The 17,920-nt window shown below is 36.2% G+C and carries 15 protein-coding genes, 1 pseudogene and 1 riboswitch; all 16 genes and pseudogenes read right to left on the bottom strand.

Annotated features, from left to right (window positions below; translation table 11 throughout):
* Window positions 1-1,422, bottom strand: a pseudogene (locus tag ACVWNY_RS06200) (alanine/glycine:cation symporter family protein); the annotation flags it as partial.
* 124 nt (window positions 1,423-1,546) lie between these two features.
* Window positions 1,547-2,842 (bottom strand): adenylosuccinate lyase, encoded by a 1,296-nt coding sequence (purB, locus tag ACVWNY_RS06195; protein ID WP_454071830.1) that lies wholly within the window; start codon window positions 2,840-2,842, stop codon window positions 1,547-1,549.
* Between the two features lie 13 nt (window positions 2,843-2,855).
* Window positions 2,856-3,977 (bottom strand): 5-(carboxyamino)imidazole ribonucleotide synthase, encoded by a 1,122-nt coding sequence (gene purK / locus ACVWNY_RS06190; protein WP_454071829.1) that lies wholly within the window; start codon window positions 3,975-3,977, stop codon window positions 2,856-2,858.
* A complete protein-coding gene (purE, locus tag ACVWNY_RS06185; RefSeq protein ID WP_454071828.1) occupies window positions 3,970-4,458 on the bottom strand; it encodes a 5-(carboxyamino)imidazole ribonucleotide mutase in 489 nt (162 codons plus the stop codon). The genes purK and purE overlap by 8 nt, the downstream gene beginning before the upstream one ends.
* A 155-nt stretch (window positions 4,459-4,613) precedes the next feature.
* On the bottom strand, window positions 4,614-5,195 hold the full coding sequence (locus ACVWNY_RS06180) for a xanthine phosphoribosyltransferase (protein WP_218325456.1): 582 nt from the start codon (window positions 5,193-5,195) through the stop codon (window positions 4,614-4,616).
* A gap of 150 nt (window positions 5,196-5,345) precedes the next feature.
* On the bottom strand, window positions 5,346-6,500 hold the full coding sequence (gene grdD / locus ACVWNY_RS06175; protein ID WP_454071827.1) for a glycine/sarcosine/betaine reductase complex component C subunit alpha: 1,155 nt from the start codon (window positions 6,498-6,500) through the stop codon (window positions 5,346-5,348).
* A gap of 10 nt (window positions 6,501-6,510) precedes the next feature.
* Window positions 6,511-8,049 (bottom strand): glycine/sarcosine/betaine reductase complex component C subunit beta, encoded by a 1,539-nt coding sequence (gene grdC, locus ACVWNY_RS06170; RefSeq protein ID WP_454071826.1) that lies wholly within the window; start codon window positions 8,047-8,049, stop codon window positions 6,511-6,513.
* An 18-nt stretch (window positions 8,050-8,067) separates the two neighbouring features.
* A complete protein-coding gene (gene trxA / locus ACVWNY_RS06165; RefSeq protein WP_218325352.1) occupies window positions 8,068-8,388 on the bottom strand; it encodes a thioredoxin TrxA in 321 nt (106 codons plus the stop codon).
* Between the two features lies 1 nt (window position 8,389).
* Window positions 8,390-9,355 carry an NAD(P)/FAD-dependent oxidoreductase gene (locus ACVWNY_RS06160; protein WP_218325353.1) on the bottom strand — a complete coding sequence of 322 codons (966 nt, stop codon included), beginning with the start codon at window positions 9,353-9,355 and terminating at the stop codon, window positions 8,390-8,392.
* An 82-nt stretch (window positions 9,356-9,437) separates the two neighbouring features.
* Window positions 9,438-10,742 (bottom strand): glycine reductase complex selenoprotein B, encoded by a 1,305-nt coding sequence (gene grdB, locus ACVWNY_RS06155; protein WP_246601407.1) that lies wholly within the window; start codon window positions 10,740-10,742, stop codon window positions 9,438-9,440.
* Window positions 10,743-10,777: 35 nt separating this feature from the next.
* Complete coding sequence (grdA, locus tag ACVWNY_RS06150; RefSeq protein WP_246601408.1) at window positions 10,778-11,251, bottom strand: glycine/sarcosine/betaine reductase complex selenoprotein A; 474 nt, start codon at window positions 11,249-11,251, stop codon at window positions 10,778-10,780.
* 29 nt (window positions 11,252-11,280) lie between these two features.
* On the bottom strand, window positions 11,281-12,567 hold the full coding sequence (locus ACVWNY_RS06145; protein ID WP_218325358.1) for a glycine/sarcosine/betaine reductase component B subunit: 1,287 nt from the start codon (window positions 12,565-12,567) through the stop codon (window positions 11,281-11,283).
* A gap of 48 nt (window positions 12,568-12,615) precedes the next feature.
* Window positions 12,616-12,999: a GrdX family protein gene (locus ACVWNY_RS06140; protein WP_218325359.1), complete on the bottom strand. Its 384-nt coding sequence runs from the start codon at window positions 12,997-12,999 to the stop codon at window positions 12,616-12,618.
* A 221-nt stretch (window positions 13,000-13,220) separates the two neighbouring features.
* Window positions 13,221-13,324: riboswitch (glycine riboswitch) on the bottom strand.
* A gap of 182 nt (window positions 13,325-13,506) precedes the next feature.
* On the bottom strand, window positions 13,507-16,113 hold the full coding sequence (clpB, locus tag ACVWNY_RS06135; RefSeq protein WP_454071825.1) for an ATP-dependent chaperone ClpB: 2,607 nt from the start codon (window positions 16,111-16,113) through the stop codon (window positions 13,507-13,509).
* A 363-nt stretch (window positions 16,114-16,476) separates the two neighbouring features.
* Window positions 16,477-16,650 carry a hypothetical protein gene (locus ACVWNY_RS06130; RefSeq protein ID WP_218325361.1) on the bottom strand — a complete coding sequence of 58 codons (174 nt, stop codon included), beginning with the start codon at window positions 16,648-16,650 and terminating at the stop codon, window positions 16,477-16,479.
* 123 nt (window positions 16,651-16,773) lie between these two features.
* Window positions 16,774-17,814: a lysylphosphatidylglycerol synthase transmembrane domain-containing protein gene (locus ACVWNY_RS06125; protein WP_218325362.1), complete on the bottom strand. Its 1,041-nt coding sequence runs from the start codon at window positions 17,812-17,814 to the stop codon at window positions 16,774-16,776.
* Window positions 17,815-17,920: the final 106 nt, after the last annotated feature.

The following is a 17,920-nucleotide window of genomic DNA, read 5'->3' as shown; positions in this document are numbered from 1 at the left end:
ATCACTCACTGGTAATTGCTCGTCCAACTGTCCAGCTGCCATTCGACTAAAGTATGATTTGGTTTCTCGAATAACTACTGGGCTCAATAAAATCAACGCAACAATATTTGGAAAGGCCATTAATCCGTTGAATATATCTGCGATTGTCCAAACCATTGTGACAGTCAAATAAGGACCAATAAATACTGCTAAAATATATAATACTCGAAAAGCTGACGAAAACTTTGTATTTCCACCAGTTAAATAGCTAAGACATCTTTCAGAATAATAATTCCAACCTAAGATAGTTGTAAAAGCAAAGAATGTCAGACAAAGCATTAATAAAAAAGAAGCTAGTGTTTGAGAGATTGGTAATGCCTGTGTAAATGCAAAAATTGTAACAGCTGATCCTTCCAGCCCTTGATCCCAAGCACCAGTTAAAATAATTGCCATACCGGTCATATTACAAACCACTAATGTATCGATAAATGTTCCAGTCATTGAAACTAAACCTTGTCTTACAGGTTCTTTTGATTGCGCTGCAGCAGCAGCGATCGGTGCGCTACCTAAACCAGACTCATTTGAAAAAATACCTCGTGCAATCCCTCGCTGCATTGCGATCATCATCGCACCCAGCGCACCACCTGATACTGCCCGTAAACCAAAGGCACTTTGGATGATTTCAACAATCACTGCTGGTAACCGTCCAATATTAAAAATAATCATAAATAAACACAAACCGACATATAAAACAATCATTGCCGGTACAACAATTTCAGAAACTTTGGCAATTCGAGTGACCCCACCAACTAAAACGATCGATACCAAAACGGTCACAATAGCACCGGAAATAACGACAGCCAAAGAATAATCATTGCCTAATAAACTAATTGTATGAGCATTATTCGGATCAAAAAATACTTGTGCAGAAGAAGTAATACCATTAATTTGTGTAATTGTTCCAATCCCAATAATACCAGCAATTGCTCCGAAGAAAGCAAACATTTTTGCTAGCCAACGCCAGTTCATTCCTAAACCTTTTTCGATATAGTAAAACGGACCGCCCAACGCCTTACCTTGATCATCAAAAGTTCGATATTTAACTGCCAGTAATCCTTCAGCATATTTTGTTGCCATTCCCAATAAACCAGCGATTTCTAGCCAAAATAATGCGCCTGGCCCACCTGACACAATCGCCGTAGCTACCCCAACTATATTTCCCGTACCGATTGTTGCAGAAAGAGCTGTAGTTAATGCTTGGAAACTCGTTACGTCTCCTTCACCACCATCTTCGTTTTTTACCATATATTTTAAAGCTAAAGGTAATTTTCGAATCTGAATCCCTCGTGAACCAATAGTTAAGATAATCCCAACACCTAATATTAGTAAAATCATCGGTGCTCCCCAAATTAAAGAATTGATTCTTGTTAAAAATGCATCCATAAAACCATCCTATCTTTCATTTTTTTAGTACTTCCTGACCTAAGCCTCCTCCTCTGATTTGAAAACGCTTTCAAAAATATTTATCGAAAGTAACCAAGATTTCTCCTAGTTACTTATAATCAGTTTACTCAATACCAACTCTTTTAAAGATTTCATCGACATTTCTTAAGTGATAATTATAATCGAAGGCATCATCTAAATCAATAGCTGATAAAACATTCGTTATATTTTCATCTTCCTCTAATAATGGACGGAAGGCAACTTGGTTATCCCAAGCATACGCAGTTTTCGGTTGCACCAAATCGTAGGCTACTTCTCGTGACATCCCATGATCAATTAGCTTTAACATTACTCTTTGACTATAAATTAAACCAAAAGTTGCTTCCATATTACGTTTCATATTTTCTGGGAAGACAGTTAAATTTTTTACTATTTTGCTAAAACGATTTAACATATAATCAACTAAAATTGTTGTATCTGGTGTGATGATTCTTTCAGCAGAAGAGTGAGAAATGTCTCTTTCATGCCATAAAGCAACATCTTCAAAAGCTGTAATTAAATGGCCGCGAACTACTCGTGCCAATCCAGTCATATTTTCTGAACCAATTGGATTACGTTTATGAGGCATTGCTGAAGAACCCTTTTGACCTTTTGCAAAAAATTCTTCAACTTCACGGGTCTCAGATTTTTGTAAACCACGGATTTCAGTGGCAAATCTTTCAATTGAAGTAGCAATTAATGCCAAGCTTGAAAAGTATTCAGCATGTAAATCTCTTGGTAAAACTTGCGTAGAAATTTCTTGCGGACGAATTCCTAGATGTTCGCAAACATATTCTTCAACAAATGGTGGAATGTTAGCAAAAGTTCCTACTGCTCCAGAAATTTTGCCTGCTTCAACTCCTTTTGCTGCATGATCAAAACGTTCGATATTTCGCTTCATTTCAGAATACCACGTAGCCAATTTTAAACCAAAAGAAGTAGGTTCCGCATGAACACCATGAGTACGTCCCATCATCACAACATTTTTGTTGGCTTTAGCTTTTTCTCCAATAATATCTAAAAATTCTGCTAAATCTTTACGAATTAAATCATTGGCTTGTTTATATAGATAACCATATGCTGTATCCACAACATCAGTACTTGTCAAACCATAATGTACCCATTTTCGTTCTTCACCTAACGTCTCAGAGACTGCTCTTGTAAAAGCAACGACATCATGCCTAGTAGATTCTTCAATCTCTAAAATACGATCAATATCAAAATCAGCATTGGCACGGATTTTTTCAACATCTGCTTTAGGAATCTCACCTAATTCTGCCCAAGCCTCGTCAGCCAAAATTTCAACTTCCAACCAAGCACGGTAACGATTTTCGTCACTCCAAATGTCGCCCATTTCTTTGCGTGTATAACGTGGTATCATGTTTTGCTCCTTTTTAGTCCCAAATTTTTGTATTTTTTACTTCTTCTAAAGTTTGATCAACATCTTCAGTTAAAATGGTAATATGACCCATTTTACGTCCTTTTTTAGCAGGTGATTTGCCATAATAATGGAACTGCCAATCGGGTTTTTCACCAATTAATTGATAAGTATGCAATAAACGTTCACCCAAAATATTTACCATCACAGCTGGTGATAATAATTTGGGTTGACTTAACGGCCAACCGCAAACGCCACGAATATGTGCATCGAATTGGCTGATTGAACAAGCTTCAATCGTATAATGTCCTGAATTATGTGGTCGTGGAGCTAATTCATTTACATAAAGTGTTCCCGCCTCAGTAAGAAATAATTCGATGCATAAAGTACCTACCAGACTGACACTTTTAGCAATGACTTTAGCAATACGACTAATTTCATCTGCTACATCTTGTTCAATTCTTGCAGGTGCAATCGTTTCATGTAAAATGTTATTGCAATGAATATTTTCTACTACCGGAAAAGTCACATACTCCCCTTGCAGATTACCACTTACAATAACCGATAACTCTTTTTCAAAGGGAATCCATGATTCTAAGACACATGTTCCTTGACGTAATAAATTCATAGAAGGCGCTAAATCAGCTGAACTTTTTAAAACATATTGCCCATGACCATCATACCCACCTCGCGTTGTTTTCAAGACACAAGGAAAACCAATCCCATCAATCGCTTCTTGAATATCCGTTGGAGAAATGATAGTGGCATAAGGCGCTATCACAATATTATTATTCTCCAAAAAATTTTTTTCCATCAGACGATCTTGAGTGATCGCCAACAAATCCGTCCCTTGCGGAACATTGGCTTTTTGAACGATTTGATTCAGTGTTGCCACGTCAACATTTTCAAACTCATAAGTAATCACATCACTGCGGCGAGCTAATTCTTCTAAAGCTAATTGATCATTGTAGTTCGCCATAATATGCCAATCTGAAACTTGAGCTGCTGGACAATCTTCAACAGGGTCGACGATTCCAGTTCGAAAGCCCATTTCTTTAGCACTAATTGCCATCATTCTACCTAATTGACCGCCGCCGACAATTCCAATTGTTGCGCCCGGTTGCAATGCTTTAACCAAGTTGTTCACTACTTTCTATTACAGTTTCTTTCATTTGTACTCTTTTATCTGCCAATCTTTCAGCAATTTTTTCATCTTCAATTGATAGAATCTGACCTGCTAACAATCCTGCGTTGGTTGCACCGGCTTTTCCAATTGCTGTTGTTGCAACTGGAACGCCACCTGGCATCTGAACAATTGATAATAAGGAGTCTAAACCATTTAGTGTTCTTGATTGTACTGGTACACCTATCACTGGTAAAGTTGTTTTAGCTGCCACCATTCCAGGTAAATGAGCTGCACCCCCAGCACCGGCAATAATTACTTTGATTCCTCGATTTCTTGCGTTTTCGGCAAATTCGAACATCAAATCCGGTGTTCGATGAGCAGAAACAACTTTCTTCTCATAATTAATTTCTAATTCATCTAAACTCTCACAAGCGTACTTCATTGTTTCCCAATCAGAAGTACTACCCATAATTACAGCCACTGTTGCTACCATATTGTGCCCCTTTCTATGTCGTCTTTATTTTAGCAAGTGAGATTAAGCAAGTCAAAAAGAAACTGAATGATATTTCAAATAATTAGTAAAACGTTCGGAAAAAAAGATCACCTTTGTTTTTTTTACAAAGAATGACCCTTTTATAAACTTATATTTTACGCATCAGCCTTAGCAAATTCGATCTCACCATTTTTCAATGAAGCAATCCGAGCTAGAGAAACTACCGGAATATCCATATCTTCCAAAAGCTTTCTACCATCTTGGAAAGATTTTTCGATAATGATACCAACACCCTCGACATGTGCTCCTGCCTGACGACACAATTCAATTAATCCTTTGGCTGCTTGTCCATTCGCCAAGAAGTCATCCACAATAAGGACATTATCCTCAGCAGATAAAAACTTACGTGAGATAGAAATAGTACTAGTCACTTGTTTCGTAAATGAATAAACTGATGACGTCAACAATTCTTCGTTCATAGTTAAGCTTTTTGATTTACGAGCGAAAATCATTGGTACGCCCAAAGTTTGAGCAGCAAAAATTGCTGGAGCAATACCAGAAGTTTCTAAAGTAACAACTTTAGTAATTTTTTTATCAGCAAATACTTCCGCCAATCGATCTCCCATTAAATTCATTAAAACAGGATCGACTTGGTGCGTCACAAATTCGTCAACTTTTAAGACATTCTCACCTAAAACACGGCCTCTTGCTGCAATTCGTTCTTCTAATTCCTGCATAAAATCTTCCCTTCTTTTCATGTGCTATCTCTATTAAAACAAAAAATCAGAAATATCTAAAGTGATTTTTGTCTTCAATTGAATTTTTAATCAAAATAACCAGTTAATCACAAAAAAAGTCCAAGAAAAAACTCTCGAACTTTTTATGTCTTATAAATATTTTTCTGTTTTTAATAGCTCTCCTGCAATTGCTTCATTTTTTTCATTTACAAGTAAAACCGGACCAGTACAACCCATGCCACTTTCAGCGTAAATATTTCCTTTCCATAAAGCTTGGACAGCTTCTTCTAATTCCATCACGTCGATGCCGCCAATTTCCGCTGTTACAATTTCTTTTTCGGGGGCAACAACTTTCTCACTTGTTTCAGTCTTAACTTGTAAACTTTCACGAATTGCATTTAATTGAGCACTTAAAGCCTTGTCATATTCTTCCTTACTTACATCAGCAATTTTTCCTTTTGCTAATTCGTAAGCATAGGTTAATGCATTTGCAATTACTGGCGCGCCACTTGCCCGTGAGATGATACAGATGTTGTCGCGATAATTTAATCCTACACCAGGGCCATAACCAAAACCAGCTACTTCATATTGGCCGCCGCTATTATAAGCAGAAAATAGCTTCATTAAAACATTACCTGTCAAGCTATCACAAACAACAACATCACAAGTTCCCGTTAATAAATCGTTCCCTCGCAAAACGATACCGCCATCCGCTCTAGCACTTTCGCCGAAGTTTAGTCCATAACCATTTTCTTTTAATGAAACCAAAGCCCGTTCAACTGTCTTTGCACCATCGACATTCAAAATACCCACGGTTGGATCTTTATGTCCTAATGTTTTTGCAACTGCTACACCATTGATGGCATTTAGCAACATTGCTTCATTTCTTTGCGTACTTGCCGTTCCTGTGGTAGTAGCGATAATCATTTCACGACCAAAAGCTGGCGTAATTACTCGACCAACTGTTGCTACTCCGATTGGAAAATTATAATGTAAAGTTACACAACCATCAATTTTTCCATCATGCAATAATTCTTCCATCATTTCGTAAGCATCTTTTTGACAATCGGTGGTAGATACATGCTCAAAATCACTGGCCCATTCTACATCACTGCCGATCAAGACAACATCAAACAAATTATTCTGTTTAATTGTCTCAGCTGCCTGACGCATGACATCAAGACCTAATTCGCTACCATCAATCGTTAAACCAATTTTTATTCTTGGTTCAATATGACCAGTTTCTAACGCATCTGCAAGTTGATTAAAAACTTTTGAAACTGCTTGATTTACTTGATTAGACATGAAATCACCCCTAATCTTCCGACAAACTGGCGGCAAATTTTTTCAACGCTTTTGCAACTTCTTGTTTCACTAATGCTTCTACATCGCCACTAGGTTCGTCGACTTTACCATCATTTCGTTCGATCATAATGGATACACCATCAAATAAATTAGTCATTCTTCCTAAGAAAAGCGATCCTTTACCGACAATCATCGCACGACTTTTATCACCAGAAGTTAAATCCTTAGTAGCAAAACCTAAATATGGTACGCCACTTGGAATATGTCCCTGTGTTGGTGCCCAACCTACTAAAGCTTTCTCGTTTACAAATTTCATTAAATCAGGTTTAGCAATATCTCCCCGCAACACACCGATTGCACCAATCATTTTTAGATTTGATAGTGGTACATCTCCTGCTCCGGCTGGTTTAGTAATATCTGGATTTTGCATTTCAACGGAATAAACGTCTACATCTTCAATTGATAAATTGGCTTTTGTTAAAGCATCACCAATCAAAGCCGTTGTTACTGCTTGTGGACTAGAACCACTAGAGACTTTGTGCATCCCTGTTAAATCATGACGAATTACTGGATGTTTACCGTCATTTTCAGAAATTACCGCCGCGAATCCACCTAGAACATCTTCCAATATAGGGAATCCTTTACCCACGTGAGATTTTCCATTCATTCCAAGTTTTGCTGAGGCACCACCGGCTACAACAACTACATTTTTATGCGTTCCAGCCGCAACTAATGAAGCAGCATTGATTAAAGCGTGAGTTGGGCCCGCGCAAAAACTTCTGATATCACTACCTGTTGCATTCACACAGCCACACAATTCAGCAATTGATTTGGCAAAGTTACCTCCACCGCGTTGATTCATATCACCACAGGCTTCTTCACTACATTCAATCACATAGTCAACTTTTGCAGGGTCAATTTTTTGATCAGCAAATAAATGTCGTAACGCTAGAATTCCGCTGGCTTTAACAACTAAATTTTCCAACATAACATGAGCATTCAAATTTACATCAATTTGATGGGCTCTTGATACACAACCAACTAATTGGCGATTATAATACAAACCTTCCGCAGCATTTTCAGCAATTTCTTCTTCCAACCAAGCCAAAGGTTTTTCATGTTTAATTTTTTCAACGTCATCTTTAAATAATGGATGATTGCTCAAAGCTGTTCGGACTTCTTCAGCAAAGTTTTCTTCTAAATGAACCAGTTCAAATACGTCAGCAATTTGTAACAAACCATAAAAATCAAGCTCTGGCATAATTTCACCAAATTCACCAAACCGTTTTCCTTTTGGTGGATTTTCTTGATTCACCCATGGTTGAGGAATTTCTTTTAATTGGTCATAATCCATGTTTCCAATAAAAGTTTGATTGGGTGCATAATCTACTATTTGATCATAGGTTCTTATATTGTCATACAATGATTTTAAATAATCACTGTCAGGTGTAGTAATCTTTTCAGTCATTACTGTAGTACCGTTATGTTCAATCATGTCAGGCGTGTGTACTAAGACGTAACTTGCGCCTTGTAAAGTTGAGTATTTCATCGATTAACTTCCTTCCGCCTAAATATATTTTTGAATCATAGCCTCAACATTTTCACGGGTAACATCATCTTTAGCTACTTCATCGACTTTTTCACCGTTTTTATAAATTGAAACAACTGGTAAGCCTAAAACTTTATGTTGAATACAGAATCGACGGACTTTCTTTTGCGATGTATTAAACTTAGTAAAAGGAATTTTTTCACCGTATTCATTTGCTAAATCTTCAATCGCTGGCATCATAGCTAAGCAATTTTCACAGCTTTCGCCCCACCAGTCGACTAAAACTAAATCTTTATTTGTTACTTCATTCTCAAAATTATCAACAGTTAATTCAATCATTTTAAACAACCTCCATGCTTTTGATTTTTTCGATATATTTTTGTGCGGAGAATGCTGCGGTTGCTCCATCTCCAGCTGCAGTAATTACTTGTCTTAATACTTTAGGTCTGACATCACCACAGGCAAATACGCCTGGTACATCTGTCTTCATTGCGTCATCAGTGACAACATAGCCATATTCATTCAAGTTCAATACGCCTTGATAAATATCTGAGTTTGGTACATTACCAATAAAGATAAATATACCAAATGTTCCATCTTCTTCATCTGCTTCGAAACGAGTTAATTCACCAGTTTCAGTATTTTTAATCGTCATGGCTTCAACAATGCCATCTCCTTCAATACTATCAACGACTGAATTAAAAATATAAGAAATCTTATCATTTGATTTGGCCTGCTCGATTGCTATTGCATCTGCTGTTAAAAATGCTAAGTTTTGAATTAATGTAACTTTACGCGCAAAAGTTGTAATAAACATAGCTTCTTCAACGGCAGAGTTTCCACCACCAATAACAAAAACTTCGAGATCTTCAAAGAAAGCGCCATCACATGTAGCACAATAAGAGACACCTTTACCACTTAGTTCTCGTTCACCTGGACAACCAATTCCTCTTGGGTGCGCTCCATTTGCACAAATAACTGCATATGCTTCAAGGATCGTTCCATCTTGACAGGTAATTTTTTTTACTGTATCAGAAAGATCCAGATCAACTACTTTTTTACCGATTTCAATCTCTGCACCAAATTCTTTAGCTTGTTCAGTCATTCTTTGAATTAACTCTGGTCCACTGGTTTCTCCATCATTTTGTTTAATTGAACCAGGGAAATTGGCTATTTCATGAGTAGACACAATTTGTCCGCCTAATTTTGTTTGTTCTAAGATTAAAACTTTTAGTCGTGCTCTAGCATTATAGATTGCTGCTGTTAAACCTGCTGGGCCACCACCAATAATAATCACATCATACATTTACAGTCTTCCTTTCTCATTTAAAAGTGGCTAGCACAAAGATTGCGCTAGCCACTTCATAAGCGCATTCTATCGCTTCAAATTATTCAAAAACAGTTTGTGCATCTACAGGTGTTGTTAAAGCATTGAAAGCTTTATCAACTAATTGTTTTCTTAATTTATACTCTTCCTCTGGTGCCAAGCTTGGGTTTCCTAGCGGATGAGGAATCGCAACAGTTGGAACAATTCGGTTTGCTCCTACTGTTAATGAGATTGGTACGACTGTACACATGTGAACTACAGGGATACCAGTTTTTTCAATTTCTTTAACCATCGTTGCACCGCAACGAGTACAGGTTCCTCAGGTGGAAGTTAAGATAACTGCTTCGACACCATCTGCTAATAATTTTTTAGCAATTTCTGCTGCATATTTTTTAGCATTAGCAACGGCAGTTCCATTTCCCACAGTTGTATAGAAATAAGGATGAAGACTACCGATTTTTCCGTCTTTTTCCGCTTGGCGAACAACATCAAGTGGTAACACTCGATTAGGATCTTCATTCGCATAAATTGGATCATAGCCACCATGTGCTGTCTCATAGTTTTCTGAAGTCAAACGATCCACACCAGAAATATCATAGGTACCAAATTTTGAAGCTGAGCTAGATTCAATATGGTCAGGATTTCCTTTTGGAACAATCCCACCAGAAGTCACTAAACCAATTCGTGTTTTAGATAAATCTTTGATTGCTTCGGCTGGTGCGACATTATCAAATTCAGGCATTGGATATTCAGTTACGAAATCTTCACCCTTTATTTTTTTCACCAGCATATCAACCGCTCTTGCTGACCCGCGTTCTTTCAATTGAACATTTTTTCGATGTCTTACATAGTAATTATCAGTTTCGGGATCAACTGCTTCTTTATTTAATAATTTAGTAATTAGTTTTGCCATTACTGGAACGACTTTACGCATTCCGGCAGCACTATTTTTTGTTGGCACAATGTAAGAATCCTTGCGGTATAAATCTAACCCGGGATTTTCTTCATACATCCCAGTAACCGCAGGAATATTTAATTCTTCCATTACTGCCTTACTTACAGCACCACAAGCCATCCCATAACGTCCCGCATTAAATGCAGGGCCCGCAACGACTATGTCTGGTTTGAATTCCTTAATTAAATTAAGCACTTCCGATTTTGCAGAGTCCAAGTTTTCATTGAAATAACTGTCTCCGCAAACCACCGTTCCTACGATTTCAACGTTATCACCTAGCGATTGTTGAAAAGCTAGGCCTGGACCAATTACTTCAGCTTTACTAAAGGGAGTGATATCGGCTTTTTCTTCGCCGCCAATCCCAGCATAAAACTGATTAATATAATGGACCAGTCTGAATTTTTCAGTCATAATACGCCTCCTTGTTCAAATGATTTGCTAAAAAATTAGTATTTGGAGAATTCATCTCTTATGGTGGAGACTTCATCTACAATATCGTCAACATCGAGAATCATTTCCATCATACCAATTTGATCTTCATAGACAGCATCATCTGCAAGTGCTTTGAATTCAGGTTCTACAGCGTGGTAAACAGCTAGACCTAGCTGTTGGTTAGTCAATGGACCAGCGTAAGTAGGATCTCCATTAGTTACAGTTTCGGCAGCAAGACCTGCTGCTTCTCCTTCTGCTGCACCTAGGATTACTACTGTGTTTTCAGGGCCGTAATTTTCAGCCGCTTCTTTCACTCTACGTTGATTTTCTAAGTCCATTGCACCAGCGGCCGTTCAGACGAAGCATTCGGTAGAAGAAAAAATTACTTCTGCTCCAGTATCCGCGATACAAGCTTCAATTGCTTGACCTGGAATACCATCACGGTCACCAATCACTAAGACTTTTTTATCTTTTAAATCTAAAGTCATGATTGTTTCCTCCTTATTTTTTCTATTTATTAAACGCCTTTAGCAGACATTTTATTGAAACCAAGTTCATTTGTTGCTCCAGTAATTGCTTGAATTTCGACTTCGATGGTCCCGTCTTCTCTCAGACTACCATCAAATCCGCCAGCGATTACATCAGTATAGTCAAGTTGTCCAATTACGTTTTCCATTTTCGGTAAAATAATTGTTTCATTGGCATTTCCGCCAGTTACGACAGCTGTTGCTAATTTATCCGCATCGGCTAAGCTTTGGCTAGCGCCGTCGCGGCCTGCATATTCATCAGTTACTATAACTGTCTTAATATTTTTCTCTTCGACTTTTTTACAGTTCATGATTAAATCGGTATCTGGGTTACCAAATCCTTCTTGTGAAATAATTACACCATCAAGACCAAGATACTCAGTAAGTTTTGCCACAAAGTCACTAGAACGAACCTTATCTTGTAAGTAAACCGTTTCATTTGTGATGATTACACCAACAAAATTGATTTCTTTTCCGTGTTTATCATATAAATCATGAATGACAGGATTATTTAAATGATGATAAGTTGTATTCTTATCACAAGCAGAAACACAGTTACCACTGATAATTGCACCATCCATAATTTCCGTCGGATACATAATTGTCGGTACAATATGTTTTGCATCTGCACCATAAACATACGTATCATGCAATAAACCTTGTGTTTGCAACATATAAACGTAACCAACTTTTGGTAAATCAGGATATTGCTGAATTTGCTCCAATAATGGTAGTGTTTCATAGGTTAAAATTTCATCAGGTTCAACAGCTTCACCAAAATGACCAATATACTCACCAACTTTTAAACCAGCATAACGTGCTGCTTCTTCATACTGATGTGTTGGTAAATCTTCTTTAGGTGATAATACAAGGCAAATTTCAATTATTTTTGAAAATGGTGTTAATTCAGCACCGGGACCCTGCATATCAACAATTCCTTCTTGGAACCCAATAATTTTCCCGACAGTCATCACGCCGCAGCCTTTTAATACATGCGTACGACCGGAACCAACAATGTTTACTTTGTTAATCACACCAGGAAAAACGCCTCCAGCAAAATCAACTTTTGTTCTTGGTTCAATTACGTCTTTGACAGGTGTAATTCGAATACTGTCACCTGGTTTGGCAAGTTCAATTTGACAATCATTTAGACGATCATCTGACAATACCAGTTCACGAATTTTTTCCGGATTAATAGTTAAGACACCATCAACGATTTTTTCTTCGGTACCCAAGACTATTTCACGAATTTGAATGTTTCCTACTTCAAGTTTCATTTGTTCACCTCAATTCTTATTTTGGAAAAAACTAAATTGTCCCCCCTTTTATTTCTGGAAGTTGTACCCGATGCGTTCGAAAGTACTTTGGGCAATGAAATAATCAACAGTCGCAAAATCCGCCAATACACTGGCAACCCAAGTTGGACGTTGCTTTGATTTGATAAATTTGTTGTATACTTCAATTGCTTCTTCCATATATTCCAAACTTTCCAGATCAATCTCAGGAAAGTGGGTTTCATTTAGAAAAATAGTACGGTAATAAGTTTCATTCGGTTTTAAGCTACTACTCAAAGGATGTGTCAGTAATCTTAAATGATCATCGATTATTAGACGTTTCACTTCAATTAAAACATCTTCGTAGCTTCCAGCAATAAACTTAACATTCTCAAAATTCTCATTCACTTTTGGATTATTTGAAACGATAATCATTTCTCTGACTCCTTATATATATTTTCACAAATTCAAATAAAATATTTTAGAAAAATAAGATAATTACCATTTTGTAGAATTGTTTGATTTGTGATTTATTGAACAAAAATACTAAAAAAAAGAGCACACTAAACAAATTTGCAGTGTCCTCTGTTGTTTGACCTGAGAGTTTCTTTTGATTAAAAATTGCTCCTTCGGTGACTATGCTTTCCAGATTTTGTCAATGATAAACGGTATTTTTACCTGAGATCTTCAAAATATCCTTTGCTTAGATATTCCTTATTCCTTCGGTAGTAGTCCAGCTACGTTCTCCCGCATATCAAATATTTAATTGTTATCGCTTACAAGCTCATCCTAACAAAGGACCTCTCTCTTTTCAACCATAAAATCATAATAAAACAATGAGTTTTTTATACAATTTAAATAATTTATCTTTAAATATGATTATTTTATAACAAAAAAGAACCATAACAATTATTTTAATCGTTACGGCTCCATTACGATTTTCTAAATCGTTGACTCAGATTTTACAACCTCGAACTGTAATTTTTCATTTATTAACTGAATAGTTACAGTTGTTTTTGGCATTACATGTCCTGCTATTATCTCTTTTGCTAGTGGAGTCTCCACTTCTCGTGTAATAAATCGCTTCAATGGTCGCGCACCAAATTGTGGCTCATAAGCACTTTCAGCAATCCAAATTTTTGCTTCATTACTAATGTCAAGCGTAATTTCTTGTCCTTCAAGGCGGTCAGCAAGTTGTTGAATTAATTTTTCTACAATGACTTTAACATTTTCAAGACTAAGTGGTGTGAACAAAATTGTATCATCAATTCGATTTAAAAATTCTGGCTTGAAATGACCCCGCAATAAGTTTAGCACTTGTTCTTTTATATTTTCAGGTATGTCGCCCTCAGAACTAACACCATCTAATAAAATTTGTGAACCGATGTTGCTGGTCATAATTAGCACCGTATTTTTGAAATCGACCACTCGACCTTTTGAATCAGTTAAGCGACCGTCATCTAACACTTGCAACAATAAATTAAAAACATCAGGATGGGCTTTTTCAATTTCGTCCAGCAAAATAATTGTATAGGGATTTCGTCGCACAGATTCTGTTAATTGTCCGCCCTCTTCATAACCGACATAGCCTGGAGGTGCACCTACTAAACGAGAGACTGCATGTTTTTCCATGTATTCACTCATATCTATTCTTACCATATGGTCTTCAGAATCAAATAAGTTTTCTGCTAAGGCTTTAGCTAATTCCGTTTTACCAACTCCAGTTGGTCCTAAGAATAAAAATGAGCCTAATGGACGGTTAGGATCTTGTAATCCTGCACGTGAACGCAACACCGCGTCTGAAACAGCATCAACTGCTTCATCTTGACCAATCACTCTTGTGTGTAAAGTACTGTTTAAATGCAAAAGTTTTTCTCTTTCACCTTCCACCAGTTTCGTTACCGGAATGCCAGTTAACCGTCCGACAACTTCTGCAATTTCATTTTCAGTTACTGCTTCTTGAACCATTTTCAAATCATTAGCCTTATTTTTTTCTTCTAATTCAGCCAACTCTTTTTCAAGTTTTGGAATTGTACCGTGGCGTAAAACGGCTGCTCGTTCTAAATCGTAATTATTTTCAGCATCTTCTAATTCGTGTCGAGCCTGATCAATTTCACTACGTTTTGAAGAAACAGCATTAACTTCCTCTTTTTCGGTCTCCCATTGTAGTTTCATATTATTAGCATCTTCTCGTAAATCAGCCAGCTCTTCTTGCAAATTGTTTAAACGTTTTTTACTTGCATCATCCGATTCTTTTTTCAAAGCGGCTTCTTCAATTTCTAATTGCATCAAACGACGAGAAATTTGATCCAGTTCTGTCGGCATTGAATTCATTTCCATTCGAATACTAGCGGAAGCTTCATCAACCAAATCAATCGCTTTATCTGGTAAAAAGCGGTCTGTAATATAGCGATCTGATAATGTCGCAGCTGCAACCAATGCATTGTCATGAATGTTCACGCTATGATGGATTTCAAACCGTTCTTTTAATCCTCGCAAAATGCTAATCGTATCTTCCAAAGTTGGTTCTTTTACTAATACCTTTTGGAAACGACGTTCTAAGGCTTTATCTTTTTCCATATATTGACGGTATTCATCTAAAGTCGTAGCACCAATCAAATGTAATTCACCACGAGCCAACATTGGTTTTAGCAAATTACCGGCATCCATGCTTCCCTCAGTTTTTCCAGCACCAACAATATTATGAATTTCATCTATGAATAGAATAATTCGACCATCAGATTTTTTGACTTCTTTTAAGACGCCTTTTAATCTTTCTTCAAATTCTCCCCTAAATTTCGCACCAGCAATTAAAGCACCCATGTCCAGTGAAAAAATTGTTTTATCTTTCAAGTTTTCTGGTACATCTTTTCGAACGATTCTTTGCGCTAAGCCTTCAACGATTGCTGTCTTACCAACGCCGGGTTCACCAATTAAAACCGGATTGTTTTTAGTTTTTCGACTTAAAATTCGAATCACATCACGAATTTCCTCATCTCGACCAATCACGGGATCTTGTTTTCCACTTTTAACCTGTTGTACCAAGTCAACACCATATTTTTCTAGTGCTTTATAAGTTTCTTCTTGGTTCTGACTTGTAACTCTTTCTCCTTGACGGATTTCCTCAATGTTTTTCCGAACTTCTTTTTCGTTTAAACCTTGTGAGTTTAAATATTTGGTTAATCGATAGTTTGGTAATTTCATCAAAGCTAAAATTACGACCTCTGTTGATAAAAATTCATCTTGGAATTGATTACGCAATTGATCAGCTTCAGAAAATAAGTGAAATAAATTTTGGCTAAAACCTTGACCATATTGGACATTGCCACTAACACTTGGATATTCATCTAAAGCTTGGTCAATTTCATTTTCAAATTGGTCGACATTTATGCCAGCATCTGTATAAAAATTACGACCAAAATGATTTGGCTGTAAGAAAATTTTCCATAAATGCACAATATCAATTTCTTGATGTTTACGAGTCATCGCAACTTGTTGCGCTTCTGCAATAGCAGATTGAAGGGTTGTTGTCATTTTTTCAATATTCATTATTTATCCTCCTTTTTTAGTACAAACTAATTATAGCTCCATTGGTCAGTTAAGGTCAAATAAAAACTAAATATTTAAGTTATTTTAAAAAAAGCATCGACAATTTAGGAAGTGCAAATATTTTTTGAAACAAAATGAAAAAGCAGCTCAATCTGTTAGTTGAATGCGTTCTTCAATTGAAGTGAGCACAAAAAATCTTGATTTCTGTTATGATAATAGCTACTTCTTGAAATGCCGAATAACTTTGTCAGTCGAGTAGTTGATAATTTATCGATGTGTTTATTAATGAATAATACTTTCTAATGTCACCACCTTTTCTGAGAAAAAAATTTTCAGGAGTTCCAGCTCTTTGTTTTTATCTTTTTATTCTTTTTCTAGTATTTTTTCTGCTTTCCAAAGTCGACCAGAAGATGATTTAAGTCTAGTCAAATCATGCGCAGCATACCATTTTTTCCAGATATAGATTGTTCTGTTACTAGGAATGTTAAATTCCTTTTCTAGTGAGGTAACTGATTCACCAACTAATAGACGTTTCACAATTTGAATTTTTAATTCTCGGAATAATAATTATGTTTTGCCATAACAAAAATACCTCCAAATTTATTTTACTAAATTTGAGGTATTTTTTTAGTTATATCTTATTATATTGTCAATGCCCATTTAATCATCAACTCTTTTTTTCATTTTATTCTCTTTAAGTTCTAAATTAATTTCTCTTTGTTTATTTATCAACACGTATACCATACCAATTAGGAAAGGCATCAAATAAGTAGCGTAACGATATAATAATAAAGAAGATACCGCTTCGACTCGTCCAACTACTGAACTAAATAATAAAACATAGACAAACTCAAATCCACCGATTCCACCAGGAGCAGGTAAAATCCCCCCGAGAATAACGGTAAAACTGATTAGTGCAACTATTAATAACAAGTTTAGATCTTTACTTTCACTAGATAAAATAAAATATGGGATAGTATACCAAACACCTAATTTCACCAAAGTTGAGAGAAAAACCTTTATGACCGTTTCCTTATGATTAAAAAAAGTTTGAATCGTATCTCGTAAAGAATAAAATTGCATATTAACTTTATCAATCAGATCCCGCAGTTTTTGTCGTTTAAATAAGCGATTGGTAATGATGACAAATAATACTTGGGCATTAATACTCAAGCTAAATAATAACAAGACGCCTACAATCGCTAAAGTAACGACTAATCCAATCACCACATAAATAATCCCATGATTGATTTGTTGACTTAATTCGTTTCCCTTTAAAAATAGAAAAACTACAGCTACAGCAGATAACGCAACTTTATAAACAACCATTCTCAAAGCAACCACACCGGTTCCTTGAGAAAATTTCAAATCCTTTTTATGGTAAAAAAGAACTTCAGAAACAATCGTTCCAGTACCAAATGTAATCACACGATAAAAACTCATATAGGCAGAAGAGAAAAAGCCATCACACAAGGTAAATTCTGGATTATATTCCGCTACAATATTTTTTACTGTAAAGCCTTCAACTAATAAACTTAAAAATCCTAGTAACGTTACTCCCGCTAATACTGGCAAAGAAGTGTCAGCCAATTCTAAAAATATATCACTTAATGAATCTCGCACGACAAAAATAATCACGCCTATAATTGCTGCAAACAAACTAACATTTAATATCAATTTACTTTTTCCGGTTTTTTGCATTTTTATTTCCCTCTTAAATCTGAATTATCTCAAGCCTAACACAAAAACTGAAAATTTCAAAAAATCATGAAAGCTTTCTCTTAAATAAAAAAACGCGGAGTACTAT

Source organism: Enterococcus sp. JNUCC 77 (genome assembly GCF_054819945.1).
Note: the sequence above shows the minus strand (reverse complement) of the source record. Positions and strands in the feature narration are given on the sequence as shown.